Source organism: Paraflavitalea speifideaquila, from assembly GCF_032395985.1.
GTDB lineage: Bacteria > Bacteroidota > Bacteroidia > Chitinophagales > Chitinophagaceae > Paraflavitalea > Paraflavitalea speifideaquila.
Window position 1 is genome coordinate 6,511,833 of the sequence record NZ_CP135920.1, and the last position, 20,673, is coordinate 6,532,505.

Sequence of the window (20,673 nt, forward strand, 5' to 3'; positions counted from 1 at the left end):
GTCAGATCTCACCTCTCACCTCTCACTTCTTCCGTTTTCCCTTTTCTTCCCTTTCTTCTTCCTCGTCGTCATCCCCTTTCACTGTTTTTACAAAGGAGCTGCGGCGCGGAGCAGGCATTTCGCTTTCTTCGCCTTTTACGGCTTTCCAGATCACCTGGCTGAAGAGCAAGTCGGGTATCCGGTCTTCCTTGCTAAAGTCGAACGTATTGCTGAGGCGGGCAGTTGCATTGTTGGCGCGGTTCTTATCATTCAGGTCTACATTGGCCGGCAATGATTGAAAGGCGGTATAATTGGGTGTGGCGGTAAAACTGCGCCACATGGGAGTAGCTGCTGCATCGTACTGGCTCATGGGTGGCAGGCCAAGAATGAGCTCCATGGTACGCAGCATGGAAGAAGTGGAATACATGGTATGATCCACATAATTTCTTTTACAAAAGGTCCGGCTACAAAAGCAATGGTACGGTGTGCATCCACATGATCGGGGCCGTTTTGCGCATCATCTTCAACAATGAATACTGCGGACTCTTTCCATACCGGGCTTTTAGACAGGTGTTCCAGGAACATACCTACTGCCAGGTCATTATCGGCTACATGCGCAAATGGCGTTGGCCGGCCTGTTCTTAATCCTTCGGTATGGTTATTACCAAAACGCATGCTGTTGAACTGTGGCAGGGCATTGGCTGTCACCAGTGAATCGAACTCCCGGCGCCATTGGTAAAAACGGGTGGTATCCCTGATGGCCAGGCTATAGCTGCTGTAATAAGGACAAAGGTGGCCTTCCAATACGGGTATATTGGCCTTGCCATCATCGGCAAACTCGCCATAGGTGCGGAAGGTAACGCCCGCGCGCTGGCAGTAATCCCAGATAAATCCTTTCTTGGGATTGGCTACGGCCCGCTGACCTTCGCCCGGATAGGTACCACCCCGATTGCCATAACTGGTAGGCCAGTTCTTTTCGAGGTAGTCGGTAGCATGGGCCGATGTACTCCAGTTGTGGCCATCGGCACTTACTTCGCCATCGGCATAAAAATTATCGAGCAATACAAACTCTTCGGCCAGTTTGTGTTGGTTGGGTGTAATATGCCTGCCAAACAACAGCAGACTGGTATCGCCATTACCCGTAGGTATATCACTCAATACCTGGTCGTAGGTCCTGTTTTCTTTAATGATATAGAATACGTGTTTGATGGGTGAGGCATCGCCTACTTTCATGGGGATGGGATTGCCAGCTTCGCCCTGCGCTAATAACTCTCCTTCTTTGGAATAAGGCGTATTTTGGTACACAGCTTTTGAATACACATTTAAGGCAGCCTCTTTGGGCTCTTGAATAATAGACATGGTGCCTTTCATTAATCCGCCAATGTATTCTACCTCTTTGGCAGCATTGCTATCGCCCTGGTGCCTGATGACGGTACCCCTTGGCCTGAGGGGCTGGGCCCATTGGGATTGGCAAAGGAGGAAAACCCTTTTCCATTGGCCACCCATATTTTTTACCGGTTACTTTGATATTCGTTGGGTACCAGCCGGTGGGAATAAATCCTTTGGACCGGGTGGATCCTGGTTCACTGACATCAAATACGGCCAGGCAATTGTTATCGGCATTGGCCACATACAATGTTTTTTCGTTGGTGGATAAAGCCAGTCCATTGGAGGTGGTACCTGCCGGTGCAGCCGGATACAGGGCGGCATTCAATACTTCGAGCACTTTGCGTTCTTTGGTATCGATAACGGATACGCTGTTGTCGTTGGCATTGGCTACAAATAAATAATTGCCTTTGCGGGTAAGCAGCAGTTCATTGGGATTATCGCCTACGGCAATTTCGGCGGTGATCTTTCTTTCCCGGGTGTCGAGTACCAACACTTTATCGCCGCCCCACACGGAGATGTACAATTCTTTTTATCGGGTGACAGCAAACAGGTATACGCTTCTTTGTCGAGGGGTATTTGTTGCAGGATGCTTTTGGTGGTCATGTTGATGATGTACAATACATTGTTCTCTTTCGTTACCACGTACATCAGTTGGGCTGCATCGTCGATCTCGATACCGGCCGGCGAGATCTTTACGGGCCAGGGTTTGCCCAATACAATGCTATCCTGCAGGATCAGTTTATCGTTGTTGATGGCATATTGTAAAATGCGGTTGTCGTTACCGCCGGAGGCATAGAGGAATTTTTCGTCGGCACTGAACTTGAGGCCATACCAGCTTTTGGCGATCACTACATTGTCGACCACTTTTTCCTGGCGGGTATTGATAAGTTGAATGCTTTGTACACTTTGTCCGTTATTGGTAACAGCCAGCCATTTTTGGGAGCGGGACAAGGCCAGGTTGAGGGGCAGATCGCCCAGGGGCAAACTACTGCCGGCCGGCGACAGGTGCCAGCCATTGGGCAAGCGTACCCGTTTGTCGTGCATGGCCTGCGCTAATTCCTCAGGTTTTTGCGCCCCAACTATTGAAGACAGCATAACAAAACAACAAAAGGGTAAAAAGAATTTCATATCCGAGTATTATGGGTGTGTTATGGTTTCCTGATAAAGTATCCGTTATGCGGACTTTCCGGCTTCCGACCTAAAAATAGTCTTATACCCTTTGCCCACCACCTGGTTCACAATAGCTTAACACGGCGGCCTGTCTGTTCCTGAAATTAGGTTAATATTCCTTTATTAATAGCAAATAAGACAGATAATCCGATGCACTATTTGGTCGTACTTGTGCGCTGATACAATGCATACACTATGAATAATTATACCTCAGCCCGGCTGCTCAGTTATTTACTAAAGGGAATTATATCCTCCCTTTTGCTGCTGGGTACCACGGTCCATGCGCTGGCCAAGGACATCCTCGTTAAATCACTGGCGGCCCTGCAAACGGCTATCAACAATGCCGCCCCAGGCGATGTAATTACCCTGGCCAATGGGGTATATACGACTACGGCCAATATTAGCATCCAAAACAGCGGCACTTCTTCCCGCCCCATTACCATCATGGCTCAAAAACAGGTGGGGTAGAGATCAAAGGCACGGGCGGCTTTTCGATCGAAAGCCCTGCTGCCTATATCGTGATCCAGGGCTTTGTGTTTACCCATGCTTCTGAAAAAGCGGTGATGCAGGCGGGTACGCGTTTTTGCCGGTGGACTAGGAATGTGTTTCAAACCCAAGGCGAGGGCAATTACCTGACAATTGGGGGCAGTGACCACCAGGTAGATTACAATACTTTTCAACATAAAAATGCGCTGGGCAAATTCATTGGTGTGCGTGGCGAAGGCAACCAGATTGCGGAGCGCCTATGGATTCACCACAACTACTTCTATGACTTTTTACCGCAGAAAGGCAATGGTGCGGAGGCACTGCAATTTGGCCTTAGTGGTTATAGCCTTTCGGCCAGTCACAGCTTGCTGGAGTACAACCTGTTTGAACAATGCGCCGGAGAAAATGAACTGATCTCGGTGAAAGCCTCTTTTGTAACGGTACGTTACAATACCATCCGCGATTGCAAAGCGCAGTTTACCCTACGCCATGGCAACCATTGTGAGGTATATGGCAACTATTTTACGCGCACACCGGGTTTGCGCATCTTTGGTGATGATCATATCATACACAGCAATTATTTTGAGAACTGTAAACCCGCCATCAATATTGGCAATGGCGGTGCGGAAGTGGCGGATGGAGCCGACCTGCGCTCGCATGACCGGCCCGACCGCGTATTGATCGTCTTCAATACCCTGGTGGACAACGAAGAAAATATTACGCGCACTGAGCGGCCCAATGGGCTGGGATCAACCTATATCACCATTGCGTACAATGTTATTCAGGGCGGTGGTGAAGCTGTTGGTATCAAAGGGCCTTATACCAGCCCCATCTGGAAGGGCAATATTATTTACAATACGAAGGGAGCAGGCCAGCTGCCCGATACCGCTTATACCCAAGTCAATCCCTTGCTGGCAAAGGATGCTACGGACACCTATCACTTACAAGCTGGCAGTCCGGCCGTTGGCGCGGCCAAAAGTGATTACCGGGGCATTACCTATGATATGGACCGTCAGCTGCGCAAAGCGCCTTTGGATGCCGGTGCTGACCAGGTGAGTACGGGCGCTGTAAAAGCGGTGATGCTCAGTGTAAAGGAAGTAGGTGTGGAGGGGAAATGAATCGCAGATTATGCAAGATGGTGACGGATTTCGCAGAAAGGCAAGTAGGCAATTTCTTGCACGGCAATGGATATAGGGGAAATGAGGGTAATACCTGCTGAAGGGCAGCCTGCCTGGCAGTAAGCATACGCGGGAAAATGGAAAACCAGGGGCTGACCAGGAGCTGATGAGGAGGTGATCAGGGTATGGGCAAGACTTACCCAGGGCTTACCCAAGGCTTACCCAGAAGTTAGCCAAGGGTTGATCACAGGTTGACCAGGACTTGATCAGGACTTTACCAGGACTTTACCAAGGGAATACCAGGCAAACACCAGGCAATGATCAGGCAAACACCAGACAAAAAAGAACCAAACCCAATCATAGATCCCCTGCATCACCAGGGATTTGCTTTTTGTTTCCGCCGTTGCGTAAATCCCACACAAAGTGCATTGCTGGTTAGCCAATATGCCCCCTGCTTGTTCATACTATTTAAACTCCATTACAACCCCATTTAGCCCATATCTCAACCAATCCTTCACCAACCCTCACTGAAACCAATCGGCCCGCCAATTGCCTCCAGCAGCCTTATATGCGAAGCCAATCAAAACCTGTTTCTTGTTGCCCGATTATTCCTGTGTGCCCATCGTGGAAACATCCAGCCATCCAATATTGACCATTTTCTTGGCGCTTCTGTAGCATAAAAGCCCACCCTACCTTAACACAAGGTTAAGGCTACCTTAAGACAACCTTAAAGCAACGCTTCCCTGTTCTTTTTGAGCTAAAAATGGCAATGCAAGGATGCCCATGTGAAGAAAGCGCACAATACGCTGTACCGATCCACTAAAATGGCGGAGTGGTTCAAGTGGTATTCACTGGGAGTCCACTAAGAGTCCACTGGGAGTCCACTGGGGATACACTAGCGGCAGTATATCCCCCGTGTAGCCCACCTGAATATCCCATGGCTTCTCAGTGTACCCCGCATGGATTCCCCATGTACCCTGCATGGCTGTTGGTAGGATCCCGGGGGGGCTTTTAGGTGGCATCAGGCCATAAATAGTCCAATGCAGCCAGCTTAGCCGGTAAAGGCCAAAAGCGGACAAGCTCGGTTGGAATAACGTCTTGCTTTAGTAAATTTAATGAAGAAGACAGTATGAAGACAGGGTACCCGAAGGGTAGCTGAAGGGTAGTCCTAGGGTAGTCGAAGGGTAGTAATAGGGTGGAAATAGCGTTGATCGATATAACAGGCTTTTTTCTGAAAAGCCTTCAAGAAGTTCCTTATCAACCTATCAAGGGATCAAATTTTTTTCTACGTGCTCTGAGGCACAGCTGCGGATGCTTGATAGGTGAAGCCAGTTTTTGTGCCGGTTTATATACCAGTAAAGCCTCGGCCTTTAAGGTTGCAATACAGCTTCATATCCGAGTTGTTTGATCTTCTGCAGATATGCATTAAGCTGTTTGGTTTTTATTTTTTGTTGTAATACAATTGGATCGGGTTGTGTAAAAGGTTGCTTGTCTTTAATCATATGCCAGACTGCACACAGGATCTTATGCCCTATAGCGATGAGCGCCTTTTTAGCGCCTATTCGTACCGCGAGGCTATAATATTTGTTACGTAGGTAGTCCTTTCCCTCGCCCTTGCAATGTGTAGCAGCCCAGGCACATTCTACTAGAACGGTTTTGAGTTGGGGGTTGCCTTTTGTTATTCGGCCGCTTTTTTTTTACCAGCACTTTCATTATTGCCAGGACTAATACCAGCCCACGATGCAAGGTGATGTGAAGATGGGAAAGCCTCCATATTGTCACCAATTTCACTAATGATAGTAGCGGCACTATCTTTCCCAACTCCTGGTATGGTTTGCAGTAGATCAACAGACAGTTGGTGACTTTGCAGATGTTCGTCGATCGCCTGGTCAACGTCTGCGATAACTGCCTGTATTTGGGCTATAGACTTTTTGATTGTCTTGAGCATGAAGCGATGATGAGCAGTGATACGCCCCTGCAGGGATTTATGCAAGGTGTCTTTGGATGCTTTTACCCGACCAAGGGCCAGGGAGGTCAAAACAGCAGGATCTGTTTGGCCGCCAATGATGGCATCGATCACAGCTGACCCACTTTTGCCAAACACATCACTGATGACACTGCCGAGCTTGATGTTAGCGTCTTCCAGTATCTTTTGAAGGCGGTTCTTCTCGGCAGCAATCTGACCGGTGAGTTTCTTTTTATAGCGGAACAAGTCTCGCATTTCTCTTATGTCTGAAGGTGGAATGAAGCTGCCGCTCAATAATCCACTGAGCAATAATTTGGTCAGCCAACGGCTATCGGCCTTGTCCGTTTTGCGGCCAGGCACATTTTTTACATGCCGGGCGTTAACCAGCAGGATCTCGAAGTCTTCTTCCAGGATATTATAGACAGGCTTCCAGTAAACACTGGTGCTCTCCATGGCTACGTGGGTAATACCAGTTTGCTTTAACCAATGGCGCAACTGCTCTAAAGAAGCAGTAAAAGTCTCAAAACTTCGGGTTTCTTCCACTATCCCTTGACCTCCAATACTGGCTACCACACTGTTCTTATGAACGTCCAGACCGCAGCCTGCAGCTACTACCTGGTCAAACTCAATTGTTGACTTTACCATAGTAACCTCCTTGTTTTGTATATAGGAAAGTTACCATTTTTCAACGGCTCACACTTTTCATGGGCGCGGGTGCTCAAAAGGCATCAATGTTTTTGTGACTTCCAAATGGCTTCCAGCGGTTTGTTTATCGGTTGAGGTATGGAAGCCGGGGATTGGCTAACGACACCTAAGGCGTTGATAATCATTTTCAAATCATACTCCTAACACAAGCCATAATAAGGTTTAAATGTAGTTTCCAGGACTTTGAGGTTTACAGCAAGAAACGTTTAATTGTATCCCATTTCATACCATTGCATGCAAGTGCTATAAAATTCGTACCTTTAGGTGGCTAAAAAGTTCTTAGTCTGCATATCTCATCCCTGATGGGTGTTGCCAGTACTGGCACGGGGGCAATAGGATTTTTAGTTTTTTATTTCTTCATATAGGTTTACTATCGTCTCATATTTATCTTTTAGTGCGTTAAAATAACGACTCTCTCCTAATAGAAGTTTACGTTGTACAGCCCAAATCAAGTAGTCAATTACGCTGAATTCCGGCATTTCGATCCCCGGTACAATTTCAAGGTGGCAACATACTACTCCCTTGTTTTTGGCCTCATCGGCTTTTAGCGTTTTCGCTACAGCCTCCTGGAAGTCGTGCAACGAATTATTACCCCTTTGTGAAAGGTATATGTTATAAAATGTTTTGCAGTCATTTAGTTTACCATTTAGCAAATGATGCAGTACATCGAAATAAAACTCTGTTGGGTTATTATTATGCTTTCGATTGAAAACATCAAGGTCTTTTTTTGCTATGACTATATGAGCTTTGTATCCTTTCAAGTTTCGGATTAGTTCAAAGAACTTAGCCCTTATTTCAGGATGATCGCCACGTGCATGTGCATACCAACCTTTTTCATTTGCAATGGAAGGAATAGTATTGTACAAGCTGTCTGATTTAATAGATTTCATGAATTCCGTTACATATCTGCGTAATGCTTTTCTATCAGCAGTTTCAATCATTCCCATAATGAGGTATGGCTGAAATCCGGAAGTGCCAACAAGAAGTTTTTCGGTTACCATAAAAACCGGATCGTGCCCGTACAAAACATACGCAGAGGTACACACTCCCCAAAGCTCTCCAGGCTACTTGCAGCTAACAATCGCTCTCACTTCAAACACCCCTTGAAAGCTTCCAGGAGCATTCTCCACCAGTCGCCAGCCATTCACCACTAATCATGCTCACTGCTCAATGTTACTGTATTCGCCACAAGCTTATATGCCTTACCCTTCACCGTATTCAATCGTGTAAGGTATCCATTGCCGTCCTTTACTGTAGTAACCTGTACGCCCTCTACCCGGATCGGGATCGCTGTGCGAATGCTACACCTACCGCCAGCCAGCGAAGTGATGGTAGCCCTGGTCAACTGATGATCCTTCCACTCCATCGCCACCTCAAAATTACCACGTGCCTTGAGGCCTTTTACATGGCCAGTTGTCCACTCAGCTGGTAAAGCCGCCAGCAGGTGCAACTCGCCCAAATGACTTTGCAGCAACATTTCTGTCATACCGGCAATACCACCAAAATTGCCATCGATCTGGAAAGGCGGATGGGCATCAAACAGGTTGGCATAAGAACCGCCACCCCTTTCGTAGTTGGTGCCAGCCTGACCGGTAATACGCAACAGATCACGGATCATTTTATACGCATGATCGCCATCCAGCAATCGTGCCCAGAAATTAATTTTCCAGGCCAGGCTCCAGCCCGTACCCTCATCGCCCCGCAACTCAAGTGTTTTGCGCGCAGCCGCCGCGAACTCCGGTGTTTTTACCGGCGATATCTGCCGTCCCGGATGCAAGCCAAACAAATGGGATACATGGCGGTGGTGTGGCTCGGGATCTTCCCAATCCTTATACCATTCCTGCAGGTTGCCCTTTTACCAATGTGCAATGGAAATAATTGCTGGCGCTTGGCCGTGAGCATCGCCCGGTAGGCCGAATCGGTATTCAATACGGTAGAGGCTTCAATGATATTGGTAAACAGGTCCCAAATGATACTCATGTCCATCGTAGTGGCAATGGATACACTGCCTGCCTTACCCTTGTCGTCAAAAACCGGTTTTCGGGTGATAGGGAAGGCGCCGTAACCAGGTAACCCGCTTTATCTTTTACCAGGAAATCTAAACAAAACTGCGCGGCCCCTTTCATCAATGGATAGGCCGTTTGTCGTAACCAGGCCTTGTCTTGCGTAAACTCATAATGCCACCACAGGTGCTGCGCCAGCCAGGGCGATCCCATGGTCCAGTTGGCCCACATGGGGTCACCGTTGCCAATATCACCCACCGGATTGCTTAAACTCCATATATCACTGTTATGGTGAACCGCCCAGCCACCTGCCCGATAAAACTCTTTGGCGGTAACCGCGCCGGTTTTGGAAACATTATTAACGAACTGCAAAAATACCTGGTGCATCTCTGGCAGGTTGGTTACCTCCGCCGGCCAATAATTCATTTGGGCATTGATATTGGTGGTATAGTTGGCACTCCACGGTGGCCGCATTTCCTTGTTCCAAATGCCTTGCAGGTTGGCCGGCACACCAGGCGTGCGCGAACAGGCGATGAGCAAATACCTGCCATATTGAAAATAGAGGGTTTCCAACGCAGGGTCTTTCGCACCTTCAGTATAACCCAACAAACGCTGATCGGTAGGCAATGCTGCATTGGTATTTCCTACCCCACCAGCCAGCTCAAATTGTACGCGGTTAAAAAAGCGCTGGTAATCGGCCACATGAGCCTTCCATATACTGCTCCAGTTTTTTTAAGTGCAGCCGTCAGGTAACCCGTAACTATTTTGGTTTCATCCTTGCCTTGCGAATCGGGGCATTTATCAAACCCATTAAAGCTGGTAGCTGCTGTTACATATACCAGTATTTCGGTGGCCCCTGTAATGCTGATGCCATTGCTATCGGCTGTAATATGCCCACCCTGGCTGGAGGCTTTGATGCGCCAATCGAACCGCATGCCCCGGCAACCTGCCGGATCATCCTGGGTAATTGGTTTTTCAGACCTCACATAATTGGGATCGATATGAGAAGCCGCTTTTCCTTTAAGTGCTATTTCGGTGGAACTGATCACATAGGCCTGGTGCTTGACGGGTGAAGAAGCCTGCAACTGAATATTCAAGCTACCCGGCTTATCGGCTGTTAACCTGATCAGGATCACCTGGTCGGGCGCACTGCTGATCACCTGGCGGGTATAGGTAGTGCCACCAGCGGTAAACCGTGTAGTGGCCATTGCATTTGTAATATCCAGGTCTCGGTAATAGCTTGTGGTCACTGTATCATTCAGCAGGTGCCTGATGCGCAGATCACCCAATGGCAGGTAACTTTCAGAATAATAACCCTGCATTTTTTTGGTAAGCTCCCAGGCCCGGGTATAATTCTCGTCTTTGAACAATGCCTCGCGCACCAATTGCAGTTGATCATACGCCCCGGGATTGACATTGGTTCTTACCGGGCCTCCATTCCACAAAGTAGCTTCATTGAGCTGGAGCAATTCTTCTTGCACGCCCCCAAAGATCATGGCGCCCAACCGGCCATTGCCCACCGGCAAGGCCTCGGTCCACGCCTTGGCAGGTTTTGTATACCATAATTTTTGAGTGCCCTGCGCCCATGCGGCAGGCACCAGGCAACAGCAGCCAAGCATCATTAACAGGAATATCCTTTTCATGACCCGAAAGATATTGCATCCCCACCAATGTTCCATACTGCTCTCACGCAATCGATGCCGGCTTTTTTGTAAGTTTGGTTAAATACCTTCCTATATGAAAAAATATGCCGCCTTATTCCTCTTCCTGTGCCCGCGCACCTCAGTTTGGACCCACGTTTGATTCGGAACCCATCCGCAAAAACGTTTTTAAATTCCTGGCCACTCATCTCAAATAACACCTTACGAAATAAGAAAAGCCTCCCGTAAACCGGAAGGCTTTTTCTGTGTTCATGGCTATTATAAGTACACTTGGTATGGACTTCGACAGGCTTTTTAGGCTACTGTTCAGGTCTATAGCCGGAGGCTACTGAAAACCTCACTCGCCAGCCGCGAACGAGTGCTGAGGATCAGGGTGAGCCGCCATGAGAGGGCGACCCACCCTAAGTCGGTTTCGACGGGCTCCCCCTGACAATTATACTTTTAGTCTACAATTGTTTTTAACTGTATGTATTTGCTAAGGCTTTTCAGGTTATGGCCTTTTGTTTCATCGAAGTAATAAAACCTGGTGTGGTACCTGTGCTCTTGGCGCTGATGATGTCCTGCAAGGAGGTATCCTCAAAACCCAATTCCTTATATTCTTTGGCCACCGCAGGTGTTATGTTCAGCGATTTTAAGGTGATGGCATCCTGCAGGGTAATATTCTTGTATCCTGCATCCCGGAAAGCTGTGATAAACTCAGGCGTTACATTCAGGGATTTCAGCGGCATCATCTTCCTGGCCGGTATATCCTTAAATCCCAATGCTTCAAACGACTTCAGGTATTCGGCCGTTATGTTTTGTGATTTGAAAGCCACCACATCATTGGCCGACAGATCCTTGAAGCCTGATGACTTTAACCCTTTTATATACTCGCCCGTGATGCCTTGTGATTTCATGGCAATCAATTTGTGATTGGGCAGGTCATCAAAACCGGCCTCCTTTATTGATTTGATATAGGCGGCATCAATATTCAGCGATTTGATGGCTACCAGGTCATTGGCGCGCAGGTCTTTGAACCCGGCCGACCTTAACTCCCTGATGTATTCGGCCGTGATGCCTTGCGATTTCATAGCAATCAACTGGTGATTGGGCAGGTCATCAAAACCAGCTTCTTTTATAGAACGAATATAAGCAGGATCAATATTCAGGGATTTGATGGCTACCAGGTCATTGGCCGATACATCTGTATTTACATTGGTATTTACTTTGACATTGGTATTAATATCCACCTTACCTGTTTCTTCCTTAGCATTAGCGTCTTTTGATGCAGGCCTGGAAGGTGTGGCCGTAGCACTGCGTACATAGGCAATGTATTTGGCATCAATGTTCTGCGATTTAAACGTGATGAGCTGGTTGGCGGTTACATTGGGATAACCTGCTTTGCGGATCTCGGCTATGTAATCGCCATTAATACCCAAAGATTTAAAAGGAATCAGGTTACGTAAGGATACATCAGGTATGCCGCTTTTTTGATGGATTGGATATACGCTTCATCAATTTTAAGGGCAGCCATGGGGATCACATCATTCCGGCGCAATTCGGTATACCCATTGGCCTTCAGCATTTTTACATAAGACTGGCTGACATTTACCAGGAAGAAGACCATAATATCTTTATCATCTCTCAATTCAATGCCTTCTTTGCGTATGGCCTCGGCATAAGTTGTATTGGGAGTAAATTTATAACGGCCCATACCCTGATCGCCTTCAAAGCGGCCGCTAAACTGTATGGTACCCGCTTCACGCGTTACGGAAAAACACCGGCCTTTTCGCGTGGCAACTCGCCCAGGTCACTAAGTTTAAAAGAACTACTGTTGGTAGAATGATCATCCTGGTCGTTACGGAACTGGATGGACACATCCTCCTTTTAATGGTAGCAAACCATACGCCTTCTGTATCAATGTTTTCATTGTGCAGGGGGCGGGGTTGTCATTTTTCTTATCAGCAACAGGATTATGGGCATAGGCTACCGGTTCATTTAACAGGCATACCAGGAATACCAGCAGTGGAAGCAGAAAACAATACTTCCAGGCAGTGTGCAGGTTCGATTTTTTTACGTTCATCATGGCTATTCTTTTTTGAGGAGGGATTGATTATAATTGGTTGTAAGGTTTAAAGGAAAATGTGGGGCCGATACCTTGAGCAAACTCAACTGATAAGTAGTTCTTTCTACTTCCTGGTGATTGACCAGCTGGTCATCTGTCAAATACTCCAGGTTGTTTTCAAGGGCTTTGCGGTACTGCCAGGCAAAGGGATTGAACCACTGAAAAACGATAACGAGCTCGGCCAGCAGCAGATCGAAGCTATGGCGCTGTTCTATATGGATCTTTTCGTGGAGCAGTATCTGGTTATAGGTTTCCCAATCATATTTTTCGGGATTGATAAAAATATTGTTCCAAAAGGAACAGGGGGCCTGATCGCCCGATAGCTCTACAATACGGTAGCGCCCGTCGCGGATGACCGGCCTTGTATAAGCACGGTACAATAAGTTAATAAGCTGCACCAGGAAATTGATGGCAAATACAATAACCCCAAACCAGTAGAGCCATCCTGCCCAGGTAAGGGCCTGCTGCCAGGTAATAAGCGGTGCTTTTAATTCGCGGGTATTGTTGACGGTGGGGCTGGTAGTAGTGGGTGTAGTAACAGGCGTCGATTCCTGTGGTGCATTGACCACCTTGTTTACGGCGGGTATTTCGAGGGCGGGCTCTTCCACTACGGCTTTGGCCTTACGGAAGGAAAATTGCTGGGGCACCTGCAACAAGGGCAACCCGAAAGACAAGGCCAGGCATACCAATAGTATCCACCGGTTGGCACGGAAAAAGGTTTCTTTTGCAACAGCAGCTTGTAAAAGATCAAGCAGCCTGCCAGTATGATGCCGGCATTGGTAATATAATGCATCATTTCTTCTTGGTTTTAATGATGTTCACTATCTCACTAAGCTCTTCTGCTGATAGGTTTTGTTCTTTGGCAAAAAGGCCAGCATACGCGGATAAGAATTATCAAAGTACTGGCTCACGATATCCTTGATGGCATGTTTTTGGTAATCTTCCCGGTCGACCACGGGGAAGTATTCATACATATTACCTACGGCCTCATGGCTAAGGAAACCTTTATCCTCCAGGATCTTTACCATGGTGGCTACACTATTGTAATGGGGTTTGGGGTCGGGCAGGTGGGGGATGATATCACGTATAAAGGCTTTTTCAAATCCCAGAATACGATCATGATCTGCTCTTCCCTTTTAGCGAGTTTTACCATTGTTGTTGCTTTATAGAACAATACTACTAATTAATTCGGAGATCAACTAATTTATTAGGAACATTCCCAATATTTTCGGACCAGAGGCGGATAGAACGTGGACGGCCGAATATATCTACCTGATTATTAAAATATTATAAATAACACGGTAAGCGGGCTGCTCCCATGAACGGCTGGATTTCGTTTTCTTATCAAAAGGGCGGCTTTGTTTGTGTAACTTATGCCCATTACCATCACCAACGTATATGGCCAGCCAACCAACCAAAAACCAAGTTATTTTTCCCGCCGCGACTTTATAGCCACCACTGCCAGCGCCTGTATGGCCTTCACTATTCCTGCCGCCGCTATGAATACGGTCAAAGGCATGAAGAAGGCGGTAAAAGTGGGTGTGATCACAGACCTTCACCAGGACATTATGCACGATGGCCCGGGTCGTATGCAGGCCTTTGTACAGCACATGAAAAAGGTAAGGCCTGATGCCATACTGCAAATGGGTGATTTTGCCATTCCCGCCGATAAGAATAAGAGCGTGATCGATCTGTTTAACCAGGCGCATTCCAACCGGCTGCATGTAATTGGCAACCACGATACGGATGGCGGCTTCACCAAAGACCAATGCATTAGCGCCTATGGAATGCCCGGCCGTTACTATACACAAAAGGTGGATGACATTACTTTCATTGTATTGGATGGAAACGATAAAGGTTCGCCCACTTATAAAGAGGGATATCCCTCGTTTATAAATGCCGAACAAAGCACCTGGCTCAAAGAAAAATTAGCAAGCACCAATGGTCCCATTGTGGTGGTATCGCACCAGCCCCTGGCGGGGCCTGCAGCCGTTGACAATGCCACGGAGATACAGGATATACTAAGCACGGCCGCCGACAAAATATTAGTAGCGATCAATGGCCATACGCACATTGATGCACAATACCAGGTAAAGGATATTTATTATGTGCACCTTAATTCGGCTTCTTATTTCTGGATTGGTGGCGGCAAGTACTCGCATGAGAGTTATGCAAAAGATATTATACAGGCTCATCCACTGATTGCCAGCACCTGCCCTTACAAAGATGCTTTGTTTACCACGATGACGATCGACCCACTGCGCTCCCTGATCACTTTCGAGGGCAGGAAAAGTGAGTGGGTAGGCCAATCACCCGAGGCCCTTGGCTATGACGGGCCGTATCAGGCAGCATCGGTAACGCCTTCCATCAGTGGATGGAAGATATTAAAACGTGGCAAGGAGGCGTAGGGGAAGGCAAGTGGCTAGGCGATAAGCATTTTTCCTGGACACAAAGCCGGAGGCTTTGAAATAGACGTCACCAGCCAGAGGCTGGCGACAGAAGGAAATTGCGACAAGGAACTGGAGAATGCGCCATCCTTTATGTGCGGGAGAAGCGCTAGCGTATCCATTTCCTTAGCTGCTGTCCCTTCCACAACCACAACCCGGAGAGTACGATTACAGGAAAGCAAACAATTTTGGTAAAGAGCGCTGCAAAGTGCAAGGAGGCCACGGGACCATAGATATAGCCCACTACAGGGATACTAAGTATGATGTGTAGCCAGCGGATAATTTTTCTTTCGGTAGATGCTTTCATACTGCTTTTATTGATACCTGGCCTAAAGCTAAAACCCCTGTGGCCTACCGACAGCTCATCAGTAGACCACAGGGGAAGATGGGTAGACAAAAAGCGATTAATTACCGGTATTGATCCTTTTGGCCACGCGCATAAAATATTGTGTGCTTTCCTGTACTGCCGGCAGGCTGTTCTCCCACTGGTATTCATACTCCACAGAAAAATAACCTTTGAAACCCTGTTGCTTCAGCTCATTGAGCACACCGGCAATATTGCTTACGCCTGTGCCCCAGGGAACATCGTGCGCCGCCTTTGATCCAAACACGTGCAGGTCCTTTATATGGAAAGCAATTAAACGGCTCTTTAGCTCTTTAATGCAAGCTACGGGATCAAGTCCTGAACGTACCCAGTGACCCACATCGCCACATACACCGATCATATTGCTGCGGTTCTTCAATTGATCCAGCAAGATGGCCGGATGCCAGTACACGGCAGGTACGGGATGGTTGTGGAGGGCTGCCCGGATATTGTACTCTTTGCAAAATTTGTCCAGCGTTTCCAACTGGTTCATAGGTGGTTCGGTAGTAATGTGTTCAATACCGATCTCTTTGGCAAATTCAAAAATGGCGCGCCACTCTTCTTCATTCCTACCACTTACCACACCATAACAAATAGCCTTGATGCCATTATCTTTCAATAATTTTTTGATGAGCGCCCGGTCCTCGGCCGAGGCCGTAAAAGCAGTGGTGGCCGTTCCTTGTTTGGTGATCTTCTGGCCCGGATACAATTCAACATACTTTAGACCGATGCTTTTCATTTTTACCAAGGCTTCTTCCAGGGTGAACAAGCGGAACGTATAAGCCTGGCTGCCCAGTTTCCAACCCAATGAATCGGGTAGGAGCAACTCGGTACTGGTTGACTGGGAAAACAATACACTGGCTATAAAAAGGAGTGGGATTAACAGAAAACGCTTCATACTGTTGGAATTGATTACAAATTTAGGAGCGAATATACTGTATCAAAACGCGCTTTGACCTTAAAATTTTAAAGTGCGCCTTACAACACTTGTTCAACATGATAGCGGGCTTAGTATTGGCCAGCCGGCTACTGTGCTACTGCCCATAAACCCATTACGCATTTGAGTAAAAGGGTGTTTTCTTTAGTAGCAGTGTAAATACCCGCCCTATATTCATCTACTCAAAAACAGGTGGTAAAATAGGTTTATTGGAACATATTTGTATACTAACCAGGTACACAACCGAAAACCATCTTTGAAAAAGAATTGAACGATATGGAAACGCTTGAACAAACCATCATGGAAGCCGGCACGTTGCCGGAAATGCGGCTCTGCCTGCCTACCTTCAAAGGCTTTACGGTGGTAAAACTGGAAGAGATCATCTATTGCGCAGCCGAAGGGAGTTATACAGTTGTTCATTTATTACACAACCGCTCGGTGATGGTATCCAGGCCGTTGGTGGATTATGACGACCTGCTTTCTACCACGCATTTTCTGCGCGTTCATAAAACCTTTCTCATTAACCTGCAGCATATTGACGAATACCGACGTGGAGAAGGGGTACGGTGGTGGTGACCAACGGAATGGAAATAGAAGTGAGCCGCCGCAAAAAGAGGTCTTCATCAGCAAAGGAAAGACACCGTTCAAGTTTTAATATCAGGCGTGGGGCAATGTGGAAAAGGCAATACCTTTACCGTCTTATCCCATCCAACAAGACAATGGGCGTACATGCATGAAAAAGCCAATAAAGGACATACTAAAAAAAGGGCGCCTATAAAGTAAGTGGCAGCCTTTGGATAGAAGGCGATGGCATCCGCTTTTTAGGCCCCGGTCCGGTTGAACTGATGGAACATATTGAAAAAACCGGTTCTATTAATCAAGCGGCCCGGCAAATGGGCATGTCGTATAAAAAAGCCTGGGAAATTGTAAACCGCCTCAACACAATGAGCGCCACCCCGCTGGTGATCACCGCTACCGGTGGCGAAAAAGGCGGTGGCTCCTCCATTTCAGCAGAAGCCCGTCAAATGATCACCTACCACTACCAATTGCGGGACCGATTCCACAAATTCCTGGAACAGGAAACTAAACGGCTGCAATCCTAAGCCTTTCAACTTATCAACTTTTCACTCCTTCCACTACCTCCCGGTAGCCTCCATACCATAATATGGGAATCTAGTCAGTGCGTTATATATTTGAAGACATAACGCTTAATAATCTGAGAATTTATGATCAAAAGACTGCTTTTTACCCTGTGCATACTGGGCAAGCTAGGTCAGGCACAAACCCCGGCAAAACCTCCCGCACCTGTTACAACAGATTCACTACCCAAGCATATCTTCACGATGGGAGAAGTAGTGGTGACCAGTGAAAAAGACCTCCGCTTAATACCTTCCTTAGTGCCCGCAGGCTACAGGAATTTGCTAAGAACGATGTATCGAAATCCTTGAACATGCTTCCCGGCATCCACTTATCAGCCGTGGGTGCCCGCAATGAAGCCATGATCTACTTACGTGGGTTTGACCTGCGCCAGGTTCCATTGCTCATTGATGGCATACCTGTTTACATACCTTATGACGGTTATGTAGACCTTGCCCGCTTTACCACATTCGACCTGGCCGCCATCCATGTATCAAAAGGATACACCTCGGTACTCTATGGCCCTAATGCCCTGGGCGGCGCCATCAACCTGGTAACCAGCAAGTCGGTTAAACAATTTGAATTGAATGGGGCCAGCGGATGGCTTTCGGGTAGCTACCGCGCGAATATCAATATAGGCAGCAACCTGGGTAAGTTTTATATACAGGCCAGTGCTTCCAAAATGAACAGGGACTCCTTTCCTTTGTCGTCAAAATTCAAGCCCACGAAAACCGAGAATGGAAACAGCCGGAACAACTCATATAGCACGGATGAAAAATACAGCATCAAACTGGGTTATACACCCGGCAAAAGATCGGAATATGCCCTGAGCTATATGTACCAGCATGGTAAAAAAGGATCGCCCGTATATGCTGGTAACGATACGCTCAACAGCCAGCTCAAAAGCCCCGCTACTGGCAGTGGCCTTATTGGGATAAACAAAGCCTGTACTTTATTTCGCATACCACCATCGACAGTCAGCAATACATTAAAACAAGGTTCTATTACGACCGTTTTAAAAACCAGCTCAACTCGTACGACGATGCCAGCTATACCACAATATCGCGGCCCTATGCTTTTAAAAGCCATTACAATGATTATACGATTGGCGGCATAGCTGAATATGGCCATACCTTTTGGCAGCAAAAGAATACGCTGAAAGCAACGCTTCAATACAAGCAGGATGTACACCGCGAAAACAATGAAGGGGAACCCAGGCGCAGGATGTCGGACCAGACCTGGACAGCCGGCATTGAAAATGAATTGAAGCTCACACCCAGGCTGTTGTTATTGACCGGCCTTAGCTTTAATAGCAGGTCGAGCATCAAAGCCCAGGATTACAACGCCACCACGAAAACCATCAGCCCCTACCCTGCGAACAACAACGATGCGTTTAATATACAGGGAGGATTTGAATACAGGCTGGATGCCGGCAATACGCTCAACCTCGCTGTAGCGCGTAAAACCCGTTTTGCCACTACGAAAGACCGGTACTCGTACCGCCTGGGAACAGCGATCCCCAATCCCAACCTTAATGCCGAATATGCACTGAATTATGAATTGGGTTACAAAGGTTATTTCAATAACCGTCTTACGGTGCAGGCTGCCCTTTTCTATAGCAAGATCAACAATACGATACTGATGGTGAACAATGTAAAGTATGATTCGGTAAGGAAGGTATGGCAAAGTCAGTTGCAGAATGTAGGTCAGTCGGAATACCTGGGCGCCGAACTGGGCGCTGAATACCTGGTTATTCCTTCATTTAGGGCCGGAGCCAATTATACCTATGTGAAACGCAATAACCTAAGCAATCCGGCTATCCGGTTTATAGATGTTCCCGAACATAAACTCTTTGCGTTTGTGCAATACCAGTTGCAGGATAAGTTTTCTATACAGGTCAATTCAGAATACAATTCAAAAGATACAGTACGACCTATGGCACGACGACGGGGTCCTTTACCTTGCTGAACACACGGGTACAGGCTCCTATATGGAAGTATTTTTCCGTTGAAGCCGGCATCAATAATATGACGGGTGAAAACTATGCCCTGGCAGAAGGCTATCCGGAACCAGGCAGGAATTATTTTGCTAACTTGATATACCGGTTGTAAAAATACGTGTAACAGCATGCAAGCTTCTATTATGAAAGCCGGATGTATTGTAGTGGCCTTTGTGTGCCTGGCCGCTGTGACCATCCCTACAATACCTGCCAAGCCTTACAAGCTGGAATACCCTGCTTATTTCAGCAACAGGCTATATATACCCGCCGATAATCCCCTCACGGAAGAGGGGTGTACCTGGGCAGGCGTTTGTTTTATGAAACCAAGCTGTCGGCCAATAATCGCATTTCCTGTGCGCACTGTCACCAGCAGGAACGGGCCTTTACGGACGGGCAGGCTTTGAGCACGGGTATAGACGGTACACGTACGCCACGCAATTCCATGTCGCTGGCCAACCTGCTTTGGGTACGTAACTTCTTTTGGGATGGCCGGGCCAATGGGCTGGAAGCACAAGCGCAGGTACCACTGACTGATGCCCATGAAATGGGCCAGGCGTTGGAACTGTCGGCCAAAAAATTACAAAACACCCACCCCTACCCTACCTTATTCAAAAAAGCATTCGGCTCGTCTTACATAACAGGTGACCAAATAGTAAAAGCGCTGGCGCAGTTTGAGCGAACGCTCATCAGTGCCAATGCGAAATATGACGACTACCTGCGAGGTCAATACGAACCGACTACGAGCGAGCAAAATGGGATGGACCTGTTCTTTTCCAATCCCTCCAGCAACAAGCGCGGCGCCGGCTGTGCGCATTGCCATGGAGGCCCGAAAACTTTCACGGAACAGTATCACAACAATGGACTGGATAGTATTTCAAAAGATGCAGGCCGCGAAACCATTACGGGCCGGTCTTACGACCGGGGCAGGTTCAGGGTAGCCACGCTGCGCAATATTGCCCTTACAGCCCCTATATGCACGATGGCCGCTTTGCCACGCTGGAGGGAGTGGTAGACCATTACAATGAACATATACAGGAAAGCCCCACCTTGAGTATTTTTTTGCAAAACAACCAGTCGGGCATGAACGATCACCAGTTGGGATTGACGCCTGGTGAAAAGAAGGACCTCATCGCCTTTCTGCAGATGCTAACCGATTCAACTTTTATTACTGATAAACGTTTTTCCAATCCTTTTATAAAGCAATGAAC

23 protein-coding genes and 3 pseudogenes are annotated in these 20,673 nt (G+C 47.5%); 10 read left to right on the forward strand and 16 right to left on the reverse strand.

Features of this window, described 5'->3' with window-relative positions; translation table 11 throughout:
* Positions 1-22: 22 nt before the first annotated feature.
* The 4 genes from RS881_RS44750 to RS881_RS44765 are packed head-to-tail and all read right to left on the reverse strand — an operon-like array spanning position 23 to position 2,496.
* Complete coding sequence (locus RS881_RS44750) at positions 23-418, reverse strand: hypothetical protein (protein WP_315816735.1); 396 nt, start codon at positions 416-418, stop codon at positions 23-25.
* Positions 346-1,485 carry an alkaline phosphatase family protein gene (locus tag RS881_RS44755; RefSeq protein WP_315816736.1) on the reverse strand — a complete coding sequence of 380 codons (1,140 nt, stop codon included), beginning with the start codon at positions 1,483-1,485 and terminating at the stop codon, positions 346-348. The genes RS881_RS44750 and RS881_RS44755 overlap by 73 nt, the downstream gene beginning before the upstream one ends.
* Positions 1,388-1,879 carry a YncE family protein gene (locus RS881_RS44760; protein WP_315816737.1) on the reverse strand — a complete coding sequence of 164 codons (492 nt, stop codon included), beginning with the start codon at positions 1,877-1,879 and terminating at the stop codon, positions 1,388-1,390. The genes RS881_RS44755 and RS881_RS44760 overlap by 98 nt, the downstream gene beginning before the upstream one ends.
* Positions 1,810-2,496: a YncE family protein gene (locus RS881_RS44765; protein ID WP_315816738.1), complete on the reverse strand. Its 687-nt coding sequence runs from the start codon at positions 2,494-2,496 to the stop codon at positions 1,810-1,812. The genes RS881_RS44760 and RS881_RS44765 overlap by 70 nt, the downstream gene beginning before the upstream one ends.
* 237 nt (positions 2,497-2,733) lie before the next feature.
* Here RS881_RS44765 and RS881_RS44770 point away from each other — a divergent pair, with 237 nt between their 5' ends.
* A complete protein-coding gene (locus tag RS881_RS44770; protein ID WP_315816739.1) occupies positions 2,734-3,006 on the forward strand; it encodes a chondroitinase-B domain-containing protein in 273 nt (90 codons plus the stop codon).
* A gap of 50 nt (positions 3,007-3,056) precedes the next feature.
* Entirely contained in the window at positions 3,057-4,142 is a 1,086-nt protein-coding gene (locus tag RS881_RS44775; RefSeq protein ID WP_315816740.1) for a polysaccharide lyase 6 family protein, read from the forward strand.
* Positions 4,143-5,512: 1,370 nt separating this feature from the next.
* Here RS881_RS44775 and RS881_RS44780 read toward each other — a convergent pair.
* From RS881_RS44780 to RS881_RS44830, 10 genes and pseudogenes are all read right to left on the reverse strand, one after another.
* Positions 5,513-6,753, reverse strand: a pseudogene (locus RS881_RS44780) (IS110 family RNA-guided transposase).
* A gap of 401 nt (positions 6,754-7,154) precedes the next feature.
* Positions 7,155-7,814 (reverse strand): hypothetical protein, encoded by a 660-nt coding sequence (locus RS881_RS44785; protein WP_315816742.1) that lies wholly within the window; start codon positions 7,812-7,814, stop codon positions 7,155-7,157.
* A 149-nt stretch (positions 7,815-7,963) separates the two neighbouring features.
* Entirely contained in the window at positions 7,964-8,299 is a 336-nt protein-coding gene (locus RS881_RS61995; protein ID WP_425476404.1) for a glycoside hydrolase family 95-like protein, read from the reverse strand.
* A 45-nt stretch (positions 8,300-8,344) separates the two neighbouring features.
* Positions 8,345-9,518 (reverse strand): annotated as a pseudogene (locus tag RS881_RS62000) (glycosyl hydrolase family 95 catalytic domain-containing protein); the annotation flags it as partial.
* Positions 9,461-10,459 carry a glycoside hydrolase family 95 protein gene (locus RS881_RS44805; protein WP_315816746.1) on the reverse strand — a complete coding sequence of 333 codons (999 nt, stop codon included), beginning with the start codon at positions 10,457-10,459 and terminating at the stop codon, positions 9,461-9,463. The pseudogene RS881_RS62000 and the gene RS881_RS44805, both read right to left, overlap by 58 nt.
* A 503-nt stretch (positions 10,460-10,962) precedes the next feature.
* Positions 10,963-11,895, reverse strand: a complete 933-nt coding sequence (locus tag RS881_RS44810; protein ID WP_315816747.1) for a hypothetical protein — start codon at positions 11,893-11,895, stop codon at positions 10,963-10,965.
* 14 nt (positions 11,896-11,909) lie between these two features.
* On the reverse strand, positions 11,910-12,170 hold the full coding sequence (locus tag RS881_RS44815; RefSeq protein WP_315816748.1) for a polysaccharide deacetylase family protein: 261 nt from the start codon (positions 12,168-12,170) through the stop codon (positions 11,910-11,912).
* A 144-nt stretch (positions 12,171-12,314) separates the two neighbouring features.
* On the reverse strand, positions 12,315-12,542 hold the full coding sequence (locus RS881_RS44820) for a hypothetical protein (RefSeq protein ID WP_315816749.1): 228 nt from the start codon (positions 12,540-12,542) through the stop codon (positions 12,315-12,317).
* A 2-nt stretch (positions 12,543-12,544) separates the two neighbouring features.
* On the reverse strand, positions 12,545-13,270 hold the full coding sequence (locus tag RS881_RS44825; RefSeq protein WP_315816750.1) for a M56 family metallopeptidase: 726 nt from the start codon (positions 13,268-13,270) through the stop codon (positions 12,545-12,547).
* 132 nt (positions 13,271-13,402) lie between these two features.
* A complete protein-coding gene (locus tag RS881_RS44830; RefSeq protein WP_315824806.1) occupies positions 13,403-13,693 on the reverse strand; it encodes a BlaI/MecI/CopY family transcriptional regulator in 291 nt (96 codons plus the stop codon).
* Positions 13,694-13,954: 261 nt separating this feature from the next.
* On the opposite strand from RS881_RS44830, the gene RS881_RS44835 reads away from it, so the two are divergent.
* Entirely contained in the window at positions 13,955-14,989 is a 1,035-nt protein-coding gene (locus RS881_RS44835) for a metallophosphoesterase family protein (RefSeq protein ID WP_315816751.1), read from the forward strand.
* Between the two features lie 148 nt (positions 14,990-15,137).
* Here RS881_RS44835 and RS881_RS44840 read toward each other — a convergent pair whose 3' ends face one another.
* Both RS881_RS44840 and RS881_RS44845 read right to left on the reverse strand, forming a co-directional pair.
* A complete protein-coding gene (locus RS881_RS44840; protein WP_315816752.1) occupies positions 15,138-15,335 on the reverse strand; it encodes a hypothetical protein in 198 nt (65 codons plus the stop codon).
* A 97-nt stretch (positions 15,336-15,432) separates the two neighbouring features.
* Positions 15,433-16,290 (reverse strand): sugar phosphate isomerase/epimerase family protein, encoded by an 858-nt coding sequence (locus tag RS881_RS44845; protein WP_315816753.1) that lies wholly within the window; start codon positions 16,288-16,290, stop codon positions 15,433-15,435.
* Positions 16,291-16,605: 315 nt separating this feature from the next.
* On the opposite strand from RS881_RS44845, the gene RS881_RS44850 reads away from it, so the two are divergent.
* From RS881_RS44850 to RS881_RS44880, 7 genes and pseudogenes are all read left to right on the forward strand, one after another.
* The gene (locus RS881_RS44850) at positions 16,606-16,905 is read left to right on the forward strand and encodes a LytR/AlgR family response regulator transcription factor (RefSeq protein ID WP_315816754.1); all 300 of its coding nucleotides are present in this window, start codon (positions 16,606-16,608) and stop codon (positions 16,903-16,905) included.
* 269 nt (positions 16,906-17,174) lie between these two features.
* Positions 17,175-17,432, forward strand: coding sequence for a winged helix-turn-helix domain-containing protein (locus tag RS881_RS44855; RefSeq protein ID WP_315816755.1), 258 nt, complete (start codon positions 17,175-17,177; stop codon positions 17,430-17,432).
* Between the two features lie 123 nt (positions 17,433-17,555).
* Entirely contained in the window at positions 17,556-17,777 is a 222-nt protein-coding gene (locus RS881_RS44860) for a hypothetical protein (protein WP_315816756.1), read from the forward strand.
* Positions 17,778-17,779: 2 nt separating this feature from the next.
* Positions 17,780-17,950, forward strand: a pseudogene (locus RS881_RS44865) (TonB-dependent receptor plug domain-containing protein); the annotation flags it as partial.
* A gap of 470 nt (positions 17,951-18,420) precedes the next feature.
* Positions 18,421-19,434, forward strand: coding sequence for a TonB-dependent receptor plug domain-containing protein (locus RS881_RS44870; RefSeq protein ID WP_350340322.1), 1,014 nt, complete (start codon positions 18,421-18,423; stop codon positions 19,432-19,434).
* A 323-nt stretch (positions 19,435-19,757) separates the two neighbouring features.
* On the forward strand, positions 19,758-20,477 hold the full coding sequence (locus RS881_RS44875) for a cytochrome-c peroxidase (RefSeq protein WP_315816757.1): 720 nt from the start codon (positions 19,758-19,760) through the stop codon (positions 20,475-20,477).
* Positions 20,438-20,671, forward strand: coding sequence for a hypothetical protein (locus RS881_RS44880; protein WP_315816758.1), 234 nt, complete (start codon positions 20,438-20,440; stop codon positions 20,669-20,671). The genes RS881_RS44875 and RS881_RS44880 overlap by 40 nt, the downstream gene beginning before the upstream one ends.
* The last annotated feature ends 2 nt before the right edge of the window (positions 20,672-20,673 follow it).